Below are 22,151 nucleotides of genomic sequence, written 5' to 3'. Positions count from 1 at the left end.
TATGACACAACATATTGAAACAGCATTAATTCACGCGGGTGTGCGCGATGGCTTTGCAAATAAAAAAGGTGCCGTTAATGTACCTATGTATGTATCGTCAACATTCCACCAAGAAAGTATTGATGAATTCGGTGAATATGACTACGCTCGCTCTGGTAATCCTACACGCGATGCATTAGAAAAGGCAGTAGCAGAGCTTGAAGGTGGAGTTCGTGGTCATGCGTTTGCTTCTGGTATTGCTGCAGTATCAGCAACGTTAATGCTATTATCACAAGGTGATCACATTGTCATTACTGAAGATGTTTATGGTGGTACCTATCGTTTCGTAACCAAAGTACTTCCACGTTATGGCATTACACATACATTCGTTGATTTTACAGATTTAGCAGCGGTTGAGGCAGCAATTACACCAGCAACAAAGCTATTATTTTTGGAAACACCTTCAAACCCAACCCTAGGTATTACGGATATTCGAGGCGTTGTTGCAATCGCAAAGCAATATAATTGCCTTACATTTTTAGATAATACGTTTATGACACCGTTACATCAACGTCCGCTTGACCTTGGCGTTGATGTGGTCATTCATAGTGCGACGAAGTTTTTATCAGGACATTCAGATATTATCGCAGGACTTACGGTAGCAGCCGACGAGCAACTTGGAAACGATTTATACTTCATCCAAAATTCTTTTGGCAATATTCTAGGTGTACAAGATTCGTTTACATTACTCCAAAATATGAAGACGACGGATGTACGTTTTAGTCGTTCATGTGAGTCTGCGCAAAAAATCGCCGAATTTTTAGACGCAAATCCATTAGTTGAGCAGGTGTACTACCCAGGGCTTGCCTCACATCCTGGCTACGATGTCCATCATGGGCAGTCTACTAGTTCAGGTGCAGTATTATCGTTCCGTCTACCAACCTATGAGAAAGCTAAGGCACTTGTAGAAGCAATGAAAATCCCTGTATTTGCAGTATCTCTTGGCGGTGTGGAATCCATTCTTTCATATCCAGCGAAAATGAGTCATGCCTCAATGGAGCCTGAAGAACGTGAAAAACGCGGAATCACGGAAGGCCTATTACGATTCTCTGTAGGCCTAGAGCATGTTGATGATTTAATCGCTGACTTTGCACAAGCATTAGAAATTGCTGCGAAGGCATAAGCACAACATCTACTTTATGAAATAGGAAAAAGGTGACTCAGATTTCGTTCTGAGTCACCTTTTCCCTTGTTCGTTTCTTTATATCTTTTACTAATTGATAAGCTATAATACAATAGCCGATTACCAATATACTAAAATAATTTTTCGTACTATACTGTCCTGAGGCCTTTAGCCATACATAAGGCAAGACTGTAATCAGTAAGCCCGAAATAACCTTTTCGGTAAATCTAAAATGCCATTTTAAAGGTTTAAATACCAATCCCAAAATATTTAAGCTGTCACTCAAGATAAACAAGCTGAAAATGATAGATAAAGCTTCTTTATTTATTGGATTATTTTTTTAGGAAATTTATCATTAACAGTTGTTAATATATATTGTTGTAGTTCTTCCTGCTCGCTAGCACTAAGTGTTATAGTATGAGAATGTGTAAGTAGTGCATCTTCTAAAAAAAACGTAAATGGTATGGTTAGTATAGTTTGACGAGAGCTTACTAAGGGCGTCTTTTCCTCAATTGTATAATAGTGAGCGACCTCAGTTTCTAAGTAATTACCATTTCGGTCAAACACATCAACTATCACATACCGCGTACTGTTAATCACGCCACGCACCATTTTTTCTGTAGTATAAGCGTTGACCTTATGAAAGCCGATTGTTTGTCCTCTTTCTTGTACTTCCTCCACATAAGCTTCCATCGTTTCTTTTTCTTCTTTTTCCTTACATCCACCCAATAATAGACTCAGCAGACATATTACTAGAACGAATACTAGTTGACGTCTGATATACATGCCCATAAACTAACCACTTTGTACTTTTGATAGTACGCGGTATAAATAATCCCCATGCCCTTTTGCAAGTAAAACTTCCTGTGAATTATTTATCCAATAAAACGTAAACAGCAAGCCACTCTCATTCAAACCTGTTGGACTATGGTCCCATGAATCACGCAGCTCATGTGTAGTTAAATGATAAAAATAACGTTTATGCAAAACTCCTGTATAATGCTCGAAATAATCTTGTGCGATTAAATTATGAACAACTAAGTCAGTCAAACCCGTCTCCTCAAACATCTCTCGAGTAATTGCTTCTAACGGTGTTTCTCCTTGTTCAATCGTACCTTTAGGTATTTGAATACCCGAGCCTTCAGTATTTTGCTCAAAAACTAGTACTTGTAAACGTCCTTCATGTTCTCTCGTAATATAGCCATATGCTTTTTCCACAACTTGCATAACATCATCCCCTTTTGCACTCTATTATGCTATGATAACTAAAAATTCAGAATTGAAGGTGAATATTAATGACACTAATTATACGTCACATGACGCAAGATGACATCCCTTTCGTGCAAGAAATTGCCAAAATTAGTTGGCATACTACCTATGAAGGGATTATTCCAAGAGCGATTCAAGATAAGTTTTTACAAAATGCTTATAGTATAGATCGATTAATGCAACGCCTCCAAGGTAGCCCATTTTTTGTAGCTGAACTTAATGGAACACTTGTTGGCTTTGCTCATTTTTCTAATACGAAAGAAGAACAAGCAGAGCTTTTTGCCATTTATTTAATGCCGGATTTACAGAACCAAGGTATTGGGACAGCACTTTTACAGCATGGTATCCATGTGCTAGAAGATGCTGAAACGCTCACTGTTTGTGTAGAAAAAGATAATCTGACGGGTATTCATTTTTACAATGCGAAGGGTTTTAAAATCTTGGATGAGTTTGAGCATACATTCGATGATCATGTTTTAAAGACGGTACGGATGGTACTTGAATTACGAGAGGAATAGTGTGATTTCATCTGCAAAATATTTGTAAAAAACGTGTTACAAATGCCGTAAAGGCAACTGTAACACGTTTTTAACGTTATGAATATTCGAACTAATTAGAAAGCGATAAGTCCTTCTTAGCATCTTCATATGTTTTAAGCTGATTTCGACCACTTTCTTTAGCGACATAAAGAGCTTGATCGGCTTTATCAATCAACGATTCAATCTTTGATATATTGTCATAGGTAATTGATTCAGCAATACCAATACTCACCGTTACATGAATGAACTTGTCCGCCAATTCATACGGATTTGTTTCAATTGCTCTTCTTATTCTTTCGGCTATTCTCATAGCGCTATCCAATGATGTACTTGGAGCCAGTATAACGAATTCTTCCCCACCATATCTTGTAACAATATCTGTATCGCGTACGGAATCCATCATTATTTTGGCAACATGTTTCAGTACCTCATCACCAATTAGATGGCCATAAGTATCATTAACCTTTTTGAAAAAGTCGATATCCAGCGCTATACACGAACAATAATCCTCGTTTTTTAGACACTCATCAAATACTAACTCCCCATGCTCTATCAGATAGCGTCGATTATACAACTTCGTCAATTGACAGGTAATAGACAGCTCCTTCAATAAAATGGTATCCGCTTTCACTTTAGCGCTCATTTGATTGAAGGCCGAGCAAAGCTCTTGAAATTCATTCGCATATGGTGCAATTTGCTCTTCATCGATTTTATAATCATAATGCCCTTGTTCAACATTTCCAACCCCTTCTAGGAGTTGTTGAACAGGTTCTTCTATTTTCCGAGTAATATAAAGCATAATTTTTATCGTAAAAAATGACCCTAATAGAATAAAGATTGCTAGCAATACAAATTTCTTTATCAAAGGCATATAAGCTTCCCATACTTTTAACTCTGAAATAATATACCATTTCCCTTGGTTAATTGTTTGACTTTTTGCCAAAACCCAATCGCCCTTTGCATTTTTATAGCTTGCTGGCGATTGGGTTGATTCATCCTTTGCCAGCGCTAAAGCGTGCTCATCAATTATAAAATTTTTCGAGAATATATCTTTCTTTTCCTCGTCCACATTTTGTTTTTTTGAAGTGACCTCTGTTAACAAAACTCCATCTTGGTTCACGACATAAGCACGCCCTAAAAAACCAACTCTTGACTCATGAAGTAAGTGATCAACTATATTTAACTCCATTGTTCCAAAAATGACACCGTTAAACTGCTGCTTTTCATCAAGAATAGGCGACGCGAAGGCAATCATAGGTTGATTTGTTACTTTACTAATAAGAATATCCGTTATATGTGGCTCTTTTGTTTTTTTCGCTACTTGGAAATACTCCCTATCATTCACATCAATACCAACACCATTTTTACTATGATCATCGACAGTATCAAATTGAACGATTCCTTCTTTATTGACAAATATTAAATCCGAAAACTCCGTATTCTTTTTAAATTCTTTAAAGTATACTATCGACTCTTCATAATTATAGTCTTTAACAATATCCAAACTAGCAATCATATGTATATCCATCGAGCGCTCAGTCACCCAACTATCAAAAAAATAGGCTTGAGCGTCTAAATAATTCGTCATTTCTTCATCTTGATGCTTAATCGTTTGACGATATTCAATATAAAAGGTAGGAATAAAAATAAATAAGCTTATAATAACCGTAATAACAATTAGCCATCTACGTAGCTGGCTTTTTATAGTATTTTCAAAATTAATATTTTTAAAGATTTTCAAAAAATCCCCCCGTAAAAGCCATACCTATATATTTTCATATTGGGCTATAATCTCATTAAACACTATCTTTTATTGTACTCTACTTTCGGATCGATATAAGTTACCCTTTTATTACAATTTTGTTAACAAACCCACTAAATCCTACTCTCAATTTATTTATTTCTTCCGTCAATATCTCATAACCTACCGATCTTCGCTAAAATCAATTTTTAGAATTCTATGTATACATAAATAATTCTCTTCTAATGATAGGGGGCACTAGTTATTTTGCTACTAGTACCCGGCTTATACTTAAATGCTATCTCTAGTGAGGAATTTTTGGAATTGTTTTAAATCATTCGCTAAAAAATCGTTGGAAAGTGACGTATTAGCTGTTTTGATATTTTCTATAAAGTTAGAAAGGGATGTTTTATCAAGATTGCTAAAATGATTTGGAATTGTCGTATTTTCAATCATTTTTTTCCATTCAGCATAATTGCTGATTTTCTGTTGTACCAAATGTGGCTGATTTTTATATACATTTTTCGCCAAATTATCATACTCCTTAAAAGCAGCTATAAGAGCGTCGTAATCTTTACTTTCAAGCGCAGCCTGTCTTTTTGCTCTATTGGCTTCCCATTCCTCTGGATATGCTTCTTTTATGATATCACCCATATTAACATTATCATCTGGCGCACTGTTTAGCGGACCTTTCTCAATGGCAAAAGTATATTTCTCATCCTCGTTTTTCACACCATTAACAGCAAATTTCGCAATGGTCGTCATAGCGTCCATATAATCTATTGCTTGTTGACCTTCTAGATAATTATCCGCAATATATCGTGCTTTTTCTAAGCCAAGTGAAATCATAGCCTGGCGTTGTTCTTCAGTCATATCTCCAACATCTCGAAGTAAAAAGTTTTTAGAAATTGTAGTGAAGGTTGCATCACGTACTTGTTGACTTGCCCCCTCTAAACTATCTTGCAATTTACTATTTGTTTGGATATGGGGAATAATCAGTGTACCAACATTATGGTGGATTGATTCCTCAAATTCCGCCTGTTTCTCTGCACGAATAGCAAGTTCCTCCTCACTTTCAACATAGTGAAGTTTGCCTCCATTCACAAAGTGAGATGCTATTTTTTGGGCTATCTCATCTGAAACTTCTCTAAGTTGAGATTGCTCACCAAATAGATCACGTGCCTCCTGCCCAATTGTTACTGCATCTTCATTTTCTGTAATGGATGATCTATTCGTTTCCTTTGCCTGCGACGCTACATTCATTGATTGATAAAGAGTTACTGAGTTTGTGTGTGATGTGACTCTCATAGCATTCAATTCCCCCTTGAATATATGTACTACTATAGTTTATCGGTAAATTTATCCATTTATTGAATAGAAATGTCTATTTATTTCACATAATCTTTAGTCAATTCTCACTTGATTTCATGTATGCAAACTAAGATCAAATAACTCAATTGTTACTAAATACATAAGGATTAAGGAAATTGAACTCTACTTTTGTCTAAAGTTCCTATGAAAAAATCCAAATTCTAATAGCTAGAATCTGGATTTCAGTTACTGAATATTCATATCATCTATTTACTTTATAAAACGATTGCCGTTATTGACATCCACTAGAGCTAAAATGCTAAGACTGATTCCTACAATTTATTGCTCTTCCTTAATAAATGCACTAATAGCTGGCAGTAATTCTGGATGTAAAGGAAGTTTTGGATTTGCATATGTTGCTATGTTCCCTGCACGGTCTGTTGGTGCATCCTTTAAAACATGATTCATCCCTTCTACGTTTAGAAGTGTCGCATCCTCTTTGGCTTTCTTTAAAATCTCTGCATCAGTAACTGTAACTTGTATATCATTCGTTCCTTGAACAATCAATGTACGATTCTCGAGTTTTTGAAGAATGCTCGCAGGGTTATATTTTAACCACGAAATCATATAAGGTTGTATGGAAGGTCTAAACAGTCCTTGTAACTCTGCTGATACATTCTCGACAAGCTCACCTTTTTTTAGTGAAGCTAGCGCGTTCTTTGCTTCAGCTGCTAGCGCTGGTGTTAACTGACCTGCTAACTGTTCAAGTAATAATTCATCTACTGCTCTACCCGCACCTGCAAGAGATACAAAGGAATCCACATCTGTTTTTTGCGCTGCTAGCATACCGATTAAAGAACCTTCACTATGCCCCATGACATGTACGCTTGTAAATGCATCGTTTGATTGGAGATACTGAATAATTTGAACCGCGTCTTCTGCAAACAGCTCGAATGATACGTCCTCTTCTTTCGTGAATAACCCTATATTATCGCCTACTCCACGCTTATCATAACGAATTGTCGCTATACCTTCTTTTGCTAACCCTTCCGCTAACATTTTGTAACTGTCATTTTTCAAACCTGCAGCTGAGTTGCCATCTTTATCTGTTGGACCGGAACCCGCAATAATCAGTGCAACTGGCGAAGGCTTTCCCTCTGAGGCCGTTTCTAATGCTACTTTTAATTCCCCATTTTCAACGGGTATGCTAATTGTTTCATAAGTGACCGGCTGTTCTTCATATCTCATCAATGTAATTGGGAAAGTGCCACCATTTTGTGTGAATGTCGCCTTAATTTCTTCACCTTTTAATTCACCAGTAATTTTAATAACCATGCCTTGTAAATCTATAGAAATGTCTACTTGATCGCCATCGTACGAAAGACTTTGAAAAGGAAGACCCTTCACCCCCTGTGCAGGTACTGATAGCGTGCCAGCTTCTTTTGTTAACTCCACAATAATCGGCAGTGGTGTATTCGGAATTTCAATATTTCCAGTCCATTTCCCTACAAACCCTGAATTCATTTCACTCATTTCGTTCTTCTCCTCCTTCTTTGTACAAGCAGTTAATAACAACACAACTACACTTAAAAATAATATTCTTTTCATAAGTCCCTATCCTTTACCTAAAAATCACCACTATTGGCAATAAAATTTACAATCGAAGGCCAAATCCCTCTCTTACATGCTGTATTAATTCGTATGTATGTTGCCAACATGTTTATTACATTCTAGATCCGAACCTCACCTCCAAAATGAATTTTTTCACAGCTAAAACACATCTGTTATATAAATGGTATTACAGACGTGTCCTTAAAGTCAAATTTTTCTAAAAATATATAAATTGATACCCATTGCACTTCATATTTGCCAATGTATTATCTTTAGATTTATATCCTAATTTTGGCTTTGAATTGATGAAGGACTTCGCAGCAAAAAGAATGTCTGTATCTCCAATGCTGGATTATCTCTAAATAAGAAAATGATTTTGAGATAGAAGGTATAAGAAGATACTCGTTAGCGATAGATGTAGTATTTTTCGCCATTATTTATGACCAAATTATTAGAGGGTCTGGTCGCTTTTCATAACTAAGCAACTAATACTATTCATTCTTATAAGGCTATTAACAAAAAATAAATCCCTACTTTTTTATTGCAAAGTAGGGATTATTTTATGTTATAGATTTGTCTTTTGCACAAAGTACTACGTTTAAGCATATGGAAAGCAGCTTTATCATCCCCATACTTCTTTCAATGTGTTCCTAAACAAATCATCTAGTTTTTCAGTAGGGTCATCAATTTCAACTGTGAGTGTTTTAATATACGCTTCAAGGCGTATCATTTCGCTCTCCAAGAACTCATTGATCACTGTAATTCTCGGTTCAATATCTAATTCATCACCAATTATCTTCCGCTCTAAAAGTTTGTCTATTTCAGTTCGCAACTCGCCTTCTGGTACCATGGATTGTAATAATTCATGAAAATCGATTGGTGGAACTGTTTTACGCTCTTCAATCCATTTACAAGCCAATACTGGACGAAGAACATAAAAATATTTCTTGATTTTCACTTCTGTCCCTCGCAGGTATTCGCGATAATTATTTTTCGCCATATTTAAATAGTGATACAAGCTAGCGTTTGGATAGAATACTTCTGATTCTAACGATCGCAAATTATCGATAAATGAATACTGCTGAAAATAAAGTATATCGCTTCTCATCCATTCTAATAGAGGAGGATTACTTTTTCTAAAAAGCCGTAATGCTTTTGTGATTTCCCAACCGCTTATATCCAACAAATCATTAATTGGCAACTCAATTACATCTCTCTTCGCGCCAATCCCTTGTGGGTCAATAGAAAGATACCACTCTGGTTGATGAATATAAATAAAACGAACATCATAATCGCTGTCTTTTGAAGGAAAACCCCAAGCCCGACTTCCTGATTCTACAGCATATAGAACCTTTATTTGATACGCTTCTTCTATTTCTATTAATTTATTTTGAATGATCTCTTTCGTACAATACACTTCCCTAATACTATAAATTTTGAATACACCTATATCACTAGAACTAATATCAGATGAACTTTTACATTACTATATCCTATCCTCTTAGCTTTAACCTACGACTGCTTAAAAGATTTTTCATGTTGAAGTAGCCATTCTTTTCTCCATAAACCACCTGTGTAACCCGTTAATTTTCCGTTTGTACCAATAATACGATGACATGGAATGACAATACTTAATAAATTTTTGCCATTTGCACTTCCTACGGCTCTGATAGCTTTTTCATTTTGAATGGAAGCAGCAATTTCCTTATAAGATCCTGTTTCAGCGTAAGGTACTAACGTCAAAGCATTCCAAACCTTTTTTTGAAAATCCGTACCTTCTAAAATATATGGAAATGTAAATACATATCGCGAACCTTTAAAATACTCATGAAGTTGCTCCATGCAGTCTACCAAAACCTTTGGCGTTTCATCTTGTTTCACGTTTACTATTGTTTCTCGTTCAGAAAACATGATTGAACTGATAGCTTCATCTGTACCTATAATCTCAATTACGCCAATTGGAGATTCGTAATCTAATTTATACTGTCTCGTCATATAAAGACCTCCATAAATAAAAGGTAGCATATGCCTGCCAACCTTCCCAATGTGTTTCAATTTCTTTAAGTTCCTCTATTGTTGGTTTACGATTTAGTCCTAATTGGCTTTTTAATGCGTTATGAAGACCCACATCCGCAACTGGAAAGGCGTTTGGATCGTGAAAGCATTTCATCATTACATAATCTGCTGTCCACGCACCCACCCCTCTAATCCCCATTAAAAATTTTTTGACTTGTTGAGTATCTTCTTTTTGAAGCAACATATCTTTTGTCAATTCACCACTTGCCATACTCTTCGCAATGTCTATGATATATTCAGTCTTCCTACCAGTAAATTGAAGTCCTCTTAAATCATCCTCATTAACAGAAACAATCCTTTCAAATGAAGGGAATAACCAATATGTTTCTCCTCCAAAAGTTAAACATTCCCCATAATGTTCAACAAAGCGTTTTTTTAACGTATACGCGAATGTTAAGTTTATTTGTTGTCCCATTATCGCCCATACCAGAGCTTCAAATAAATCTGGCATACAAATCATTCGTAATCCGTAATATTTGTGAGTCAGAGGCTGCAAAATTTTATCATTACTTGCCATTTCATAAAAACGACTCAAGTCCCTTTCTAAGTCAAACCATTCACAGATGTATGCTGCAATTTTTTCTCGAATGCTTTTGGTCGGTGTACCTAATGGAAAGTCAACTTGAATAGAAGTTTGATCACAGCCAATTTTACATAAAATTAATTCTCCAGCTACCTTTAACAATTTATTTAAATTATCACCTTTTATTTGATGTAGCACTTCTTGATCAGACCTGCCTAAAAACTTTAAGCACTCCCTAAAATTGAATTCCAAGGGTGTACAAATCTCAATATATGATTCATAATCAAACCAATTCATATCTGTAGCTCCTTATCTATGAAGGTTTCGATATTCACTAGGTGAACAATTTTTAAATCGGCGAAATACTTTATAAAAATTTGATGGGCTTTGAAATCCACTATCATAACAAATTTCAAGATTTGTTCGATCTGTATTTATAAGAAGATTTGAAGCTTTATCGATTCTTATTTTTTCTAAATAAGTACGTGGCGTTTCGTCAGTTTCTTGTTTAAATAATCGTTCAAGATGAAACGGGCTAATACCAACATGATTGGCAATATCTTGTAGTGTTAGATTTTGTTTATATTCATTAATCAAAAAGGAGGTTACAGTTCTAATTAATTGTGTGTGCGGCGAGTGCTCAACTTTAGGCTGACACCTTTTACAAGCACGAAAACCAGCATTTTCAACTTTACGGATGTCATGATAGAATTCCACGTTAATCCGTTTTGGCTTTCTTGATCTACATGAAGGACGGCAGAAAATTTTAGTAGTTTTCACTGCCGTAAAAAATAGTCCATCGTATTTTTCATCACAAGCAATGATTTTATCCCACATTTCATCAAATGAAAGATTAATGCTGTCAATCATCGAATTCACCGTCCTATTTAAGTTAGTCCTCATATAAAAATGAAGTATCCTGCGACTCCATTATTAGTGTAGCATTCTTTGTTAGATAGGAAATAACTTTATCTGACAACGCATTGCCAAAGCTAAAACGTTTAACGCCCAACTCTTGAAGAGCTTTACAATTAGTTAGTCTCGGTAAAGATAGTAAGTTAATAGGGGCATCTACAGTCAACGTGATTTCCTTAATCTCACCATAATCGATCAATCCAGGGACGAATATGCCACTAGCTCCACTCTCCACATAAGCCTTTGCTCTATTTATTGTTTCAAGGAATGGTCTCTCGAGTTGAAGGTAAGTATCCGTTCTTGCATTTACATAAAAGCCTTCATAACCATGTTTATCTAATGCTGTTCTAATATCTGAAAGAAGATTACAATGTTCATTTATTGCTCTTAATCCTTTTTGTTTTTTGAGTGAATCCTCTATATTGATTCCAGCAACACCAACATCTGCGGTTCTTAATACATTTTCTACAATGGTTTTCGTGTCACTACCATAGCCTGCCTCAATATCTGCTGAAACAGGTATTTTTACATTCTCTGTAATCGTTTTGATGATTGCTAAATGTCTATCAAAATCAATTAATTCCCCGTCTGCATACCCAAGTGAATTGGCTATTCCCCAACTTGTTGTCCCAATTGCTTTGAATCCTGCCTTCTCGAGGGTTAATGCAGATAATAGATCCCAGGCATTTCCTATAAATAATAATTCTTGTGATGCATGTAGCTGATTGAACTCCAGAATTTTCGTCATGTTAATTCCTCCTAATAATTATTAGTCATCATATTAACAGGGAATCTACATGCATTTCGTCCTCATTCTTGCGCTTATGGTCTACTTAGGAAAATAACATATCAGCAAAATAAGACAGGTGGAAAAATGTGCAATACTTTTTTCCACCTGTCTTTGATTATTATTTTTCTTTAACAAAGATACCCCAGACTGTTTTAGAAACACATGATAATGTCCCCGATTTCCAACTTAGTTAAGAATTAAATACAACCAACTTCTGTCAATTACAATAGTTTATTGGTAAATAAAATCCAACAATATTACAAAGATATTACACCACAAAATAAAGTTCTAAAATACTTTTATAAAAGCACCGATTTTCTACTTCGTGATACAAATTCCATTTTTACTTTTGAGTTATTACGTAACACAAATGAAAAATTAAATATCGTTATTTTGTGATAATATTATTTTAGTCAAAAAAGTACTAGATTTTTGAGAGGAGTAAGTTTCCAGTGAAAAAAAAGTGGTTACTTCCAGTTTTTGCATCTTTCATGTTTTTTACAGGTGTTGGAATAAATGATGCAGAAGCAGCGACAATTACAGAATTAACAAATACAGCAAAATCATATATTGGAACTCCCTATAAATATGGTGGTACAGATATCAATACGGGTATTGATTGTTCAGCCTATACACAAATTGTATTCTCTAAATTGGGAATTTCATTAGATCGCAATACAAGAGCACAATATCAACAAGGTACTTCTGTATCGAAAGCTAATTTACAAGAAGGCGACCTAGTATTTTTTAATACTACAGGAGCCGGTATTTCTCACGTAGGCATATACATAGGAAGCGGTAAATTTATTTCATCTACAACAAGTTCAGGTGTTGTAGAAGATAACATAAACGATCCATATTATTGGGGATCTCGTTACATAGGTGCAAAACGAGTTGCAAACTTCACTGCACATGAAATGGAAGAAGTTAAAGATGCAGGAATCGATTTTAGTATATACGCATCACGTGGCGAAGTAGCTCTTCAACTTGCTAAAGCCTTAGGATTAGATACAAGTAACACAAATTCAAGTTTCCCAGATGTCAAACCATCTTCTAAGTATGCCGGTGCTGCGGTAGCCCTAAATAAACTTGGCATTTTTAATGGCGATTCGAATGGGAAATTCAATCCAGGCTCTCCGCTTACACGCGCTCAACTAGCAAAAGTATTAGTTGAAGCATTTGATTTACGTCTACAAGGACAAGCAGAAAAATTCACAGATGTTCCTAGCTCTCATTGGGCAAGTAATTATGTAGCAATCCTTTCTTCAAATAAGATTACGACAGGAAAAGGCGATGGTACATTTGGGATAAACGACAAAGTAACATTAAAGCATTTAAATGTCTTCTTGGATCGTTTGACTAAATAATTCTTCTATTATTAAAGAAAATTTTGCTCTTTAATGTTATTTGTACCTGATTTTAATCGAGGCATTGCTTGCAAACAAATTTTTGGTATAGGAACAAAATATCATATAAAACTTCGAAGGGTACTTCTCTATCACATAGTAGAAGTACCCTTCTTTTAGCCATTTTCCTTTAAAACCTTACCTATACTGGTATGGCTGTTCAGATATACAATCTAAAAAGCCCAGAATAAATTCTGGGCTCGAAAACACTAAATGCTTCTAGCTGATTAAAACTGTCGGGCTTTCGCTTCACTTCTCAAGAGTCGGTTATGCAGAGTAATCTCCGTTTCACCATTTACTTGAGATTTCGAATGCTTAATCCTTGTCCAGTTACGGTGGATTTTTTGAGATTTTGGGTCTAAATGTTCAGGCCTACTCATGCTCCATCCTCCTCATCAATTTAGACTTCATCAGTGAAATCTTTATTATTATGGCTACATTACGTAAAACTATACAGTCAATTTATTTTTTCTGCACTTTAACCTTACCTAGTGCTTTAGATCATTTCAATTTTCGAATTGCCGAACTTTAGATTGATTTTAGTTAACAGGTCTGAATTACAATCAATTACGATATGAAACGGAGTTGGCGGAAATATTACCGCTCCATGATCTCTTTCAATAATCCACTCCTTTATTGCACTATCCAAGCATTCAAGGAATGTATCTAATTCTTCTTCATCATGTAAGCAAATCATGTCAAAATCCTTAATAAATAAAACATATTTGTTACTCTCTGGCCACCCAAATTCAGTAAAACATTCCTCAAAAGCATCCCAATTATAGCCAAAGTAATCTGGGAAGTTTAATTTTCTTGAAAATTCCTCAAATAGACTTTGTTTGTCAGTACATTTTATTCCCTCAATGATTGTAGTGAACATACCTGCATCTTTTTTGTAAACTTCATTAACTAGTTTAAATTGATTAATCAACTTTTCAACGTCAAATGTAAAATGTACATATGGTTCATTTAGACAGTTAATGTTTTTTACAATTACTTCCATTAAAATCACCTTTACTATTTGCTAACATTAATTCAGTTGTGCCGTATCCACTAATCCCTCAGAATGTCATCTTAACTCTAATAATGTATCTTATCAATCAATGAAATCTCAGCTGCTTTTTATCAAGTTTGCCTAAAGGTGTATAGGGCATACTAGCAACGAAGACAATAGCTTTTGGCATTTGGAACCTCGCCACTCTTGGACGTAACCATTCCAGTAGTGCTTCTTCCGTGAGTTGAGTATTTAATGGCTGTACAAATGCCTGCAACCTTTGTCCAAATTGCTCATCGTCAATACCGATTACGGCTACAACTTCTACTTGAGAATGTTGAATTAGGACTTGCTCAATTTCAATTGGATAGACATTTTCACCAGCTGAAACCACCATATCATCTGTTCGCCCACGTAAAAAATAGTACCCATTTTTATCTCGAAAACCTAAATCACCAGTTTCAATCCAGTACTTTCGTTTATTTTGCATTGACCACCTGTTTTTAATGCAAAACTGACCTACTGTATCATCTTCAACTGGATTATTATTTTGATCCATTACCATTAATTGAACACCCTCAATTTTTTTACCAATAGTGTTCGTTGCATATCGCAAGTCCTGTGGTGTTGCAATCATATTCAAACCGGCTTCAGATGTTCCGTAAAGATTGTATAATACCCCGCCCAATTTACTAAAAACCTCTTCTACAAGCTTTGGATTAAGCTCTGCACCGCCCGAAGCAATACAAGTAAGAGAAGTTAAATCGGCCGCATTGGTTTTTAACATTTTATGTATCATTAACGGCACTACTGAAACTACTTCAACATTATGTTTACGAATGAGCTGACACGCCTCTTTCGCATGAAAGCCCTGACTAATAACAACCTTCTTTCCTAACGCAATACACGAAATTAAGATGGCTATCCCATACCCATGGAAAATAGGTGTTGCAATATATGCAGTTTGACATTTGAAAAGCTTCAATTTTGTCAATATCGCTAAGAATGGATTTAGAAAATTAAAAAGTGATGGCTTATGAGCGACTTCCTTCGATTTCCCTGTAGTCCCACTTGTCAGCAGTATGATTTGACCGCTAGAACATCGTGGTAATTTGTATTTATCATCAATCCTCGAATGCAACAATTGATTGATTGCTAGTAGGTCCTTATGGTAACTCAAAATCTTATCTTTCATGTACTCCGAATCTTCAAGAAAATGACTCAGTTCAAAATCATAGATCAAAAAATCAAAGTTATGCTGATGAACTAATTGTTTAAATTGCATTTTACTCATTTCTGTATTGAGTAAATATATGTCTAATCCTAAGCGTGACGTCGCAAAAATGGCTCTCACCATTGAAGCATGGTTTCTACATAAAAAAGCTACTTTTTGTCCTGCTTTCAATTTATATTTGTCTTTGAAAATAATTGCAAGTTTTTCAGCCTCTGATTGCAATTGTATAAAACTGACAGTTTCATCACCATCTACTAACGCAACCTTATGACTATAGGTTTCCCCAGCTATTTTCAACAAGGTCATCATATTTATTCCATTATTAATAATTGAAGCTATTAAACTGTATATCCCTACTGGCGTAAGTAATTTCATATGATATAAAACTATTATTAACCTAACGATCACCCTTTCCCCTCCTTCTCAAAACGGTAGGCATCACAGCTTCCCAAATCCCTCTAAAGAGGAGCGATGCCCACTGCCCAAAAATTAACCACCACGGTCTATATATCTTCTTTTTGGTATACATAGATTTACAGATAATTTTCGCCACATGACTGGGGCACATAGCTGGCATTTTTTTATATGCGGCTGTTGGCGCAATCATTGGCGTTCTCACTAACGGAAGATACAGAGTAGTTGTGGATATTCCCATTACATTCAGCTCTGGTAATGCTGAGCGAAACCAGGTGTCAAAGGCTGACTTTGAAGCCTGATATGCAGCCCAGTAAGGCATTGGTAGTAACAAAGCATTAACTGTCGATATATTGATAATTTGACCGTTATTTTTCTCAAGTAGCGGAATGACAGACAACATCAATTGAACCGGTGCAAGATAATTGATTGCTATCGTTCTTGTAAAATCATGATAGCGATTTAGTGAATGCTTTATAGAGCGATTAATTGATATACCAGCATTACTAATTACGATATCTACGCCTTTTGGTAGTTGATGAATAAATAAAAGTAACTGCGCCATCTCCTCCATATTTCTTAAGTCTGCCCTAAAAATGCTAACCTTCGCAGTCTTCTTTTCGATTGCATCTTTAATTGTTGCGAGCTTTTCCTCTCTTCTTGCCACTAAAATCAAATGAACATTTATATCAGCTAATAGATACGCTACCTGCTCACCTATCCCTGAACTAGCACCAGTTATCAGAATTGTCTTTCCTTTTACTGTGCGTTCCAGCTTCTCTTTATTTAAATTCGTTGAAAAAAATAAAAATCTCTCTAAAAGATTATATTTAAGCATACATAACAAGCCCCTTTTCGTGTTATTACACGGTAAAAACAAAGAAACAGATTTAATACAACATGCAACTTATTTCACATTTTGAATGATTAAGCTTGATTTTATTGTACATTGGTTGGAAAATAAATACATGTAGATATGCATGTATTCTGCAAACTTGTGTTATTTAATTTTAAAAGAGCATATAAGGGTTCAAAAAATTGATCCCATCTATACGTCAAAAGAATTTTATTGATAAACCGTACTTTCGGCATAAAAAAAGACCCAGAATAATTCTGGGTCCGTGGTCACTTATTGCCTACAATTGACTATAACTGGTTCGATTCAGCTTCAGATCTTTAGCAATAGCTATACAGAGTAAACTCTGATTTACCATTACATCTAAGATTTTTTGAAGCCTACTCCTTAATCAGTTGTGGCGGACTTTCCTGAGATTCTTGGTCTACCGGCTTCGAATTACTCATGATGCATCCTCCTCATCAAATTAGATTAATAAGAGTTACCTCAATCAGTATGAGCTGATTACAAACAATTTATACATAAACATATCGCTATTTTTTTCTCCGACGATATGAATCAAGAATACGCTGAGAAACTTAAGCGCCGTGATTAGATCGAGAAATGCTCATTAACATATCAAATGTTACACGTATTAATCCGTTAAAAAAATCCCTTTAGTTTAAGTACTGCCCTGTAATATTTAAATTCCACCTTTTTCGAAAACAAAAAAAGACCCAGAATAATTCTGGATCTCTTAACACCTATTGCCTACAATTGACTATAACTGGTTCGATTCAGCTTCAGACCCCAAGCAATAGCAATACAGAGTAAACTCTGAAGGACTAATTCACATGAGATTTTTTTGAAGCTTACTTCTTATTCAGTTGTGGCGGACTTTCCTGAGATTCTTGGTCTACCGGCTTCGAACTACTCATGATGCGCCCTCCTCATCAAATTAGATGAATAAGTGTTACCTTAATAATTATGAGCTACTTACAATAATTCTATACACGCAATGATAAAATTCCTCACTTTTTGTAAAATCAAAAACATTTCTCTCTTTCAACATAAATAATTTGAATAATTAGGGAAATCATATCAATCATTACTAGTTCCTCTAATTAATTCTCAATGATTTATAATAAAAACAGGTTATACTTTTTCAATTTTTAACGCTACTAGATTCATTGCTTCATTTACTAGTTTTTGCATTGTTTGTAGTTCATCATCGCTAATCTCTATTAGTTCCTCGAACATTTCAACAGACTCCCTGGAGATAAAGGCGATCTCTTTAATTGTTTTCATTATCTGCTGGGAACTAGAAGATAATTCTTCTGTACTTGCTGAAGCATTTAAATTATTTTCAGCAATGATCTCTGTAGTAGCTAGAATCTTTTTGAACATGGTACCTACTTCTACTATGGTTAAATTGGCATTTGAAAATTCTTCTGTTCCCTGATTCATGGATTCTACAACTATTCCAGTTTCTTCTTGAATATCCTTTACAATTTTTGATACTTCTGAAGAAGAGAGACGAGTTTGTTCTGCCAATTTTCGCACTTCATCAGCAACAACCGCAAAGCCTTTACCGTGTTCACCTGCTCGAGCTGCTTCTATTGCAGCATTCAATGCTAATAAATTAATTTGTTCTGAAATTCCTGTAATCACTTTTACAATGGTCCCAATTTCATGTGATTTTTCTCCAAGAATTTTTATCGCATCAAATGTTGCATTTATCGTTTTATTAAACTGCTCCATTTTTTCCATAGAGCCCTTTAACATATTGTTACCTTCTTGCGTCAATTCTAACGTTGTATTCGATTCTTCTGAAATTTGATTCGATCTTAGAGATAAATCTTCGATAGCCTGTGTCATATCTTCCATAGATACGGAGCTTTCTTCTATACCTACTAATTGTTTCTGTAATCCTCTACCTACCTCATCAATTGCTGCTCTTACAATATCCGCCTTCTCTGAAGCATATTCCCCGCTTTCAGCAAGATTTTCTCCTATTGCGGATACATTTTTTGAGTAAGAAAGAGACTTCTCTCTATCACGACTGAAAAAATCAATTAGTTGATTAAATACAGTATGGTCAGAACTTCTTTCCGCAACTTTGCTTGTGATATTCCCAGCTGATAATTCCTTCATTCCATTTATTATTTCAATACTATGAGGATGTTGTTTTACCGAAAAATATCGATAAGCAAAATACACTGATGTCCCCATTAAGATAACAATAATACATAATAAAATAGCTTCCATTATAAATACCCCCTTTTCTATCTATTGGTACTATCGTGATATAGAATGAGATACTTTTTCGATAAATGTACCTTTGAATTCAATTCTTTCAAGTATATTCCTAATTTGCACTTGTGCAATTTTAGAAGAAGGTTGTACTACTAACATATCTCTAAAACCTAAATTAGAATAAAATTGTATCGTTTGCTCCAACTGCGGTACAACTTTTGATGGGACAGGTGTTTGGTGAGTTGCATCTAAAACAAACGTATATGCATTTCTTGATACTTTATTAATCGTATCGTTTAAATCAATCAAATAACCTTCTACATCTTCCTCTCTTATTAGTCCATGTAGCTGTACATGTACTTCCTTCGAGACCTCATTTATCGCCATTTTGTATTTCTTCTTATCTACGACTATCATCTTCGATCACCTTTCCAGCTAAAATTTGTTATATGTCATTGTTACATTTGCATATTTTATGATAAGAGTCCAATAAAAAAAGCCATCCCAAATATAGATAAGGATAGCAAAAAATCGCTTATTATCAATATTCTTGGCAACCCGACTATCATTACCCAATGGGATTTAGACTCGTGGCTTTGCGTCCTTACCTTTCGATAAGTTTGCCTTTTCATTTAAGGAAAAACAGTACAAATATTACATTGATATATTATAACAGTATAAATTACTTGTCACTTTTTGTCGAACAAATTTTTCCTTTTCCATTGTATTTGATGCAAATAATATGTTCACGTCATGTCACAAAGTACTTTTATAGCGCTTGTTTTGTTTATTTAGCTGTTTTACAAAAAGATTCTATAAAATTCGGCTTAAATACTCCGAAAAACAATTTTTACCGTTTCGGGATAATCGGATTCCCTTACATATTCAACGACACCTTCCCTAAACTAAAATGAGCACGATACTTTACTATACTTAATGCTCAAATTCATTATTCTTTCACTGTTAGGTTCTTTTCTTGAAACACTTGTTTAGCGATGGTTAACGCATTTTGCACACGCGGGAAACCTATGTACGGTACTAGTTGTAGCAATGCTTCCACGATTTCAGTCGGTGTTAAACCAGCATGTAAACCACGCGTTATATGTGTTTTTGTTTGTAGTGCGGCACCTTGCGTGACAACGGCTGTGATCACAACTAACGCACGACTTTTGGCATCAAGTCCAGGTCGTGAATACACATCACCATATGCAAATTCAACAATCATTTTACGTAAATCTGGCGCAATATCAGCTAAAGCATCATGCTCCACCATACGCGTTGCCTCTTCTTCTGTCACATACTGCTTAATCGTTTCAAACCCCTTTGTAAAACGTTCACTCATTGTAAATCCCCCCACTAAATGGTAGCATATTTTTCACATACAAAGACCCCAATTCCACGTCTCCGGAAATGGGGATTGTCCTTCACATATGTAAGGTGCTCTTTTTCGATTCACCCTCTGGCTCTATCCGAAAAAGGAAAGTGTGTTTTTCATAGTGCCTCACGGGACATCTTTAATGAAATATCTATGCAAAAGTCACAAGGACATGCACGCAAGTAGAAAAGTGCATTTGCGCCCGTCAGCATGCGACAAGCGCTGGAGAGCCCGAAGCGACCTCGAGCATGCGGCGCAAATGCCTAGACATGAATTAGAGGCAAGCTTTGGCTTTCTCAATTTGGATTTTCACTTGATCAAAGCCAGTGCCACCTAATGAGTGACGGCGACGAACTGCCGCTTCTGGTGCTAACACATCGTAAATATCCGCTTCTAAAAGTTCGCTTTCTTTTTTCATGTCTTCAATCGGTAAATCCAGTAAGAAGATCCCTTTTTGAATACATGTGAAGACAAGTTTACCAGTCACTTCATGCGCCTCACGGAATGGCATACCTTTTGTTGCTAGGTAATCTGCAAGTTCAGTCGCATTTGAGAAGTCAGAGTGTACAGCCTTATGCAAACGCTCTGTGTTAACTGTCATTGTACGCACCATACCTTCAAAGATTTTAAGCGATCCAAGAATTGTATGCACTGTATCGAACATACCCTCTTTGTCTTCTTGCATATCTTTGTTGTATGTTAACGGCGTACCTTTTAAAACTGTTAATAAGCCCATTAAGTTGCCGTATACACGACCTGTTTTTCCGCGAATTAACTCTGCCATATCTGGATTTTTCTTCTGTGGCATAATTGATGAGCCTGTAGAGAATGCATCATCAAGCTCAATGAATTTAAATTCATCTGTTGACCAAAGAATAATTTCTTCAGCAAAACGCGATAAATGCGCCATCATTAATGATGAATTGCTTAAGAATTCGACGATGAAATCACGATCACTTACTGCATCCATAGAGTTTGCATAAACTTCGCTAAAGCCTAATAGCTCCGCTGATTTTAGACGATCGATTGGGAAAGTTGTGCCAGCCATCGCACCTGCACCTAGAGGTAAAATGTCAATGCGTTTCATAGATTCTGTAAAGCGTTGTTTATCACGCTCAAGCATCCAGAAATACGCCATTAAATGATGGGCAAAAGAAATTGGCTGTGCACGTTGTAAATGCGTATAGCCCGGAGCAATTGTTTCTACATGCTCTTCCGCTTTTTCAAGTAATGTTTTTTGGAATGCTTCAATTAAGCCAATTGCTTCTTTGACACGCTTTTTCAAGAAAATATGCATATCCGTTGCCACTTGGTCGTTACGGCTACGACCTGTATGTAATTTCCCGCCAACAGGACCAATCAAATCAATCAGCATTTTTTCTAAATTTAAGTGAATATCTTCATTCGCTACTGAGAATTCAAGCTCACCTGCGATTGCTTTTTCATGTAATTGTGCAAGACCACCAAGAATAGCTTCTACGTCAGCTGCTGGTAAAATACCTGTTGCGCCAAGCATTGTCACGTGTGCCACGCTACCTTCTAGATCTTCCATTACTAGTTGTTGGTCGAAGCCGATTGATGCACCGAACTCATCAACCCAAGCTTCTGCTGATTTTTGGAAACGTCCGCCCCATAGTTTTGTCATCACAGCTCACCTTTTCCTTCATATCTTATTGAAAAGGTGCAGTACAGCGCGAATG

Annotated in this window: 21 protein-coding genes and 1 riboswitch; of the genes, 3 read left to right on the top strand and 18 right to left on the bottom strand. The window is 35.7% G+C overall.

The window, feature by feature from the left end:
* Position 1: 1 nt before the first annotated feature.
* On the top strand, positions 2–1,162 hold the full coding sequence (locus ACIQ2D_RS05240) for an aminotransferase class I/II-fold pyridoxal phosphate-dependent enzyme (protein WP_402860450.1): 1,161 nt from the start codon (positions 2–4) through the stop codon (positions 1,160–1,162).
* Positions 1,163–1,486: 324 nt separating this feature from the next.
* Here the strand turns inward: ACIQ2D_RS05240 and ACIQ2D_RS05235 are convergent, their stop codons facing one another.
* Positions 1,487–1,954, bottom strand: coding sequence for a hypothetical protein (locus ACIQ2D_RS05235; RefSeq protein WP_402860447.1), 468 nt, complete (start codon positions 1,952–1,954; stop codon positions 1,487–1,489).
* A 3-nt stretch (positions 1,955–1,957) separates the two neighbouring features.
* Entirely contained in the window at positions 1,958–2,389 is a 432-nt protein-coding gene (locus ACIQ2D_RS05230) for an NUDIX hydrolase (RefSeq protein WP_402860444.1), read from the bottom strand.
* 68 nt (positions 2,390–2,457) lie between these two features.
* Here ACIQ2D_RS05230 and ACIQ2D_RS05225 point away from each other — a divergent pair, with 68 nt between their 5' ends.
* On the top strand, positions 2,458–2,949 hold the full coding sequence (locus ACIQ2D_RS05225) for a GNAT family N-acetyltransferase (RefSeq protein WP_402860441.1): 492 nt from the start codon (positions 2,458–2,460) through the stop codon (positions 2,947–2,949).
* Positions 2,950–3,040: 91 nt separating this feature from the next.
* Here the strand turns inward: ACIQ2D_RS05225 and ACIQ2D_RS05220 are convergent, their stop codons facing one another.
* The 8 genes from ACIQ2D_RS05220 to ACIQ2D_RS05185 form a co-directional block, all read right to left on the bottom strand.
* Positions 3,041–4,711, bottom strand: coding sequence for a sensor domain-containing diguanylate cyclase (locus ACIQ2D_RS05220; protein ID WP_402860438.1), 1,671 nt, complete (start codon positions 4,709–4,711; stop codon positions 3,041–3,043).
* A 291-nt stretch (positions 4,712–5,002) separates the two neighbouring features.
* The gene (locus tag ACIQ2D_RS05215; protein ID WP_402860435.1) at positions 5,003–6,019 is read right to left on the bottom strand and encodes a hypothetical protein; all 1,017 of its coding nucleotides are present in this window, start codon (positions 6,017–6,019) and stop codon (positions 5,003–5,005) included.
* A gap of 342 nt (positions 6,020–6,361) precedes the next feature.
* Positions 6,362–7,630: an alpha/beta hydrolase gene (locus ACIQ2D_RS05210; RefSeq protein ID WP_402860431.1), complete on the bottom strand. Its 1,269-nt coding sequence runs from the start codon at positions 7,628–7,630 to the stop codon at positions 6,362–6,364.
* 625 nt (positions 7,631–8,255) lie between these two features.
* Positions 8,256–9,050 (bottom strand): nucleotidyltransferase domain-containing protein, encoded by a 795-nt coding sequence (locus tag ACIQ2D_RS05205; RefSeq protein WP_402860428.1) that lies wholly within the window; start codon positions 9,048–9,050, stop codon positions 8,256–8,258.
* Between the two features lie 95 nt (positions 9,051–9,145).
* Complete coding sequence (locus ACIQ2D_RS05200) at positions 9,146–9,628, bottom strand: methylated-DNA--[protein]-cysteine S-methyltransferase (RefSeq protein WP_402860425.1); 483 nt, start codon at positions 9,626–9,628, stop codon at positions 9,146–9,148.
* Entirely contained in the window at positions 9,612–10,529 is a 918-nt protein-coding gene (locus tag ACIQ2D_RS05195) for a DNA-3-methyladenine glycosylase family protein (RefSeq protein WP_402860422.1), read from the bottom strand. Before ACIQ2D_RS05195 ends, ACIQ2D_RS05200 begins: the two co-directional genes overlap by 17 nt.
* 12 nt (positions 10,530–10,541) lie before the next feature.
* On the bottom strand, positions 10,542–11,102 hold the full coding sequence (locus tag ACIQ2D_RS05190; protein WP_402860419.1) for a bifunctional transcriptional activator/DNA repair enzyme AdaA: 561 nt from the start codon (positions 11,100–11,102) through the stop codon (positions 10,542–10,544).
* Between the two features lie 22 nt (positions 11,103–11,124).
* Positions 11,125–11,895 carry an isocitrate lyase/PEP mutase family protein gene (locus tag ACIQ2D_RS05185; RefSeq protein ID WP_402860416.1) on the bottom strand — a complete coding sequence of 257 codons (771 nt, stop codon included), beginning with the start codon at positions 11,893–11,895 and terminating at the stop codon, positions 11,125–11,127.
* Between the two features lie 494 nt (positions 11,896–12,389).
* On the opposite strand from ACIQ2D_RS05185, the gene ACIQ2D_RS05180 reads away from it, so the two are divergent.
* Positions 12,390–13,304: a C40 family peptidase gene (locus ACIQ2D_RS05180; RefSeq protein ID WP_402860413.1), complete on the top strand. Its 915-nt coding sequence runs from the start codon at positions 12,390–12,392 to the stop codon at positions 13,302–13,304.
* A 266-nt stretch (positions 13,305–13,570) separates the two neighbouring features.
* Here ACIQ2D_RS05180 and ACIQ2D_RS05175 read toward each other — a convergent pair whose 3' ends face one another.
* From ACIQ2D_RS05175 to argH, 8 genes are all read right to left on the bottom strand, one after another.
* Positions 13,571–13,723, bottom strand: a complete 153-nt coding sequence (locus ACIQ2D_RS05175) for a YpzG family protein (RefSeq protein ID WP_402860410.1) — start codon at positions 13,721–13,723, stop codon at positions 13,571–13,573.
* A gap of 116 nt (positions 13,724–13,839) precedes the next feature.
* Positions 13,840–14,346, bottom strand: a complete 507-nt coding sequence (locus ACIQ2D_RS05170) for a barstar family protein (protein ID WP_402860407.1) — start codon at positions 14,344–14,346, stop codon at positions 13,840–13,842.
* A gap of 97 nt (positions 14,347–14,443) precedes the next feature.
* Positions 14,444–15,979, bottom strand: a complete 1,536-nt coding sequence (locus ACIQ2D_RS05165) for an AMP-binding protein (protein ID WP_402860404.1) — start codon at positions 15,977–15,979, stop codon at positions 14,444–14,446.
* Entirely contained in the window at positions 15,969–16,823 is an 855-nt protein-coding gene (locus tag ACIQ2D_RS05160) for an SDR family NAD(P)-dependent oxidoreductase (protein ID WP_402860401.1), read from the bottom strand. The genes ACIQ2D_RS05165 and ACIQ2D_RS05160 overlap by 11 nt, the downstream gene beginning before the upstream one ends.
* Positions 16,824–17,975: 1,152 nt before the next feature.
* Entirely contained in the window at positions 17,976–19,088 is a 1,113-nt protein-coding gene (locus ACIQ2D_RS05155) for a methyl-accepting chemotaxis protein (protein ID WP_402860398.1), read from the bottom strand.
* A 30-nt stretch (positions 19,089–19,118) separates the two neighbouring features.
* On the bottom strand, positions 19,119–19,493 hold the full coding sequence (locus ACIQ2D_RS05150; protein WP_402860395.1) for a hypothetical protein: 375 nt from the start codon (positions 19,491–19,493) through the stop codon (positions 19,119–19,121).
* 132 nt (positions 19,494–19,625) lie between these two features.
* Positions 19,626–19,711: riboswitch (cyclic di-GMP riboswitch) on the bottom strand.
* Between the two features lie 314 nt (positions 19,712–20,025).
* Complete coding sequence (locus tag ACIQ2D_RS05145; RefSeq protein WP_402860392.1) at positions 20,026–20,418, bottom strand: carboxymuconolactone decarboxylase family protein; 393 nt, start codon at positions 20,416–20,418, stop codon at positions 20,026–20,028.
* Positions 20,419–20,725: 307 nt separating this feature from the next.
* Entirely contained in the window at positions 20,726–22,096 is a 1,371-nt protein-coding gene (argH, locus tag ACIQ2D_RS05140) for an argininosuccinate lyase (RefSeq protein WP_402860389.1), read from the bottom strand.
* Positions 22,097–22,151: the final 55 nt, after the last annotated feature.

The sequence above is a fragment of the Lysinibacillus sp. NPDC097287 genome (assembly GCF_044761695.1).
Lineage (GTDB): Bacteria > Bacillota > Bacilli > Bacillales_A > Planococcaceae > Lysinibacillus.
Note: the sequence above shows the minus strand (reverse complement) of the source record. Positions and strands in the feature narration are given on the sequence as shown.

Bases quoted from the DNA above. Each gene is read 5' to 3' on its own strand.
- ACIQ2D_RS05240 (WP_402860450.1), top strand. From the start codon at position 2: ATGACACAACATATTGAAACAGCATTAATTCACGCGGGTGTGCGCGAT.
- ACIQ2D_RS05235 (WP_402860447.1), bottom strand. From the start codon at position 1,954: ATGGGCATGTATATCAGACGTCAACTAGTATTCGTTCTAGTAATATGT.
- ACIQ2D_RS05230 (WP_402860444.1), bottom strand. From the start codon at position 2,389: ATGCAAGTTGTGGAAAAAGCATATGGCTATATTACGAGAGAACATGAA.
- ACIQ2D_RS05225 (WP_402860441.1), top strand. From the start codon at position 2,458: ATGACACTAATTATACGTCACATGACGCAAGATGACATCCCTTTCGTG.
- ACIQ2D_RS05215 (WP_402860435.1), bottom strand. From the start codon at position 6,019: ATGAGAGTCACATCACACACAAACTCAGTAACTCTTTATCAATCAATG.
- ACIQ2D_RS05210 (WP_402860431.1), bottom strand. From the start codon at position 7,630: ATGAAAAGAATATTATTTTTAAGTGTAGTTGTGTTGTTATTAACTGCT.
- ACIQ2D_RS05200 (WP_402860425.1), bottom strand. From the start codon at position 9,628: ATGACGAGACAGTATAAATTAGATTACGAATCTCCAATTGGCGTAATT.
- ACIQ2D_RS05195 (WP_402860422.1), bottom strand. From the start codon at position 10,529: ATGAATTGGTTTGATTATGAATCATATATTGAGATTTGTACACCCTTG.
- ACIQ2D_RS05190 (WP_402860419.1), bottom strand. From the start codon at position 11,102: ATGATTGACAGCATTAATCTTTCATTTGATGAAATGTGGGATAAAATC.
- ACIQ2D_RS05185 (WP_402860416.1), bottom strand. From the start codon at position 11,895: ATGACGAAAATTCTGGAGTTCAATCAGCTACATGCATCACAAGAATTA.
- ACIQ2D_RS05175 (WP_402860410.1), bottom strand. From the start codon at position 13,723: ATGAGTAGGCCTGAACATTTAGACCCAAAATCTCAAAAAATCCACCGT.
- ACIQ2D_RS05170 (WP_402860407.1), bottom strand. From the start codon at position 14,346: ATGGAAGTAATTGTAAAAAACATTAACTGTCTAAATGAACCATATGTA.
- ACIQ2D_RS05160 (WP_402860401.1), bottom strand. From the start codon at position 16,823: ATGCTTAAATATAATCTTTTAGAGAGATTTTTATTTTTTTCAACGAAT.
- ACIQ2D_RS05155 (WP_402860398.1), bottom strand. From the start codon at position 19,088: ATGGAAGCTATTTTATTATGTATTATTGTTATCTTAATGGGGACATCA.
- ACIQ2D_RS05150 (WP_402860395.1), bottom strand. From the start codon at position 19,493: ATGATAGTCGTAGATAAGAAGAAATACAAAATGGCGATAAATGAGGTC.
- ACIQ2D_RS05145 (WP_402860392.1), bottom strand. From the start codon at position 20,418: ATGAGTGAACGTTTTACAAAGGGGTTTGAAACGATTAAGCAGTATGTG.
- argH (WP_402860389.1), bottom strand. From the start codon at position 22,096: ATGACAAAACTATGGGGCGGACGTTTCCAAAAATCAGCAGAAGCTTGG.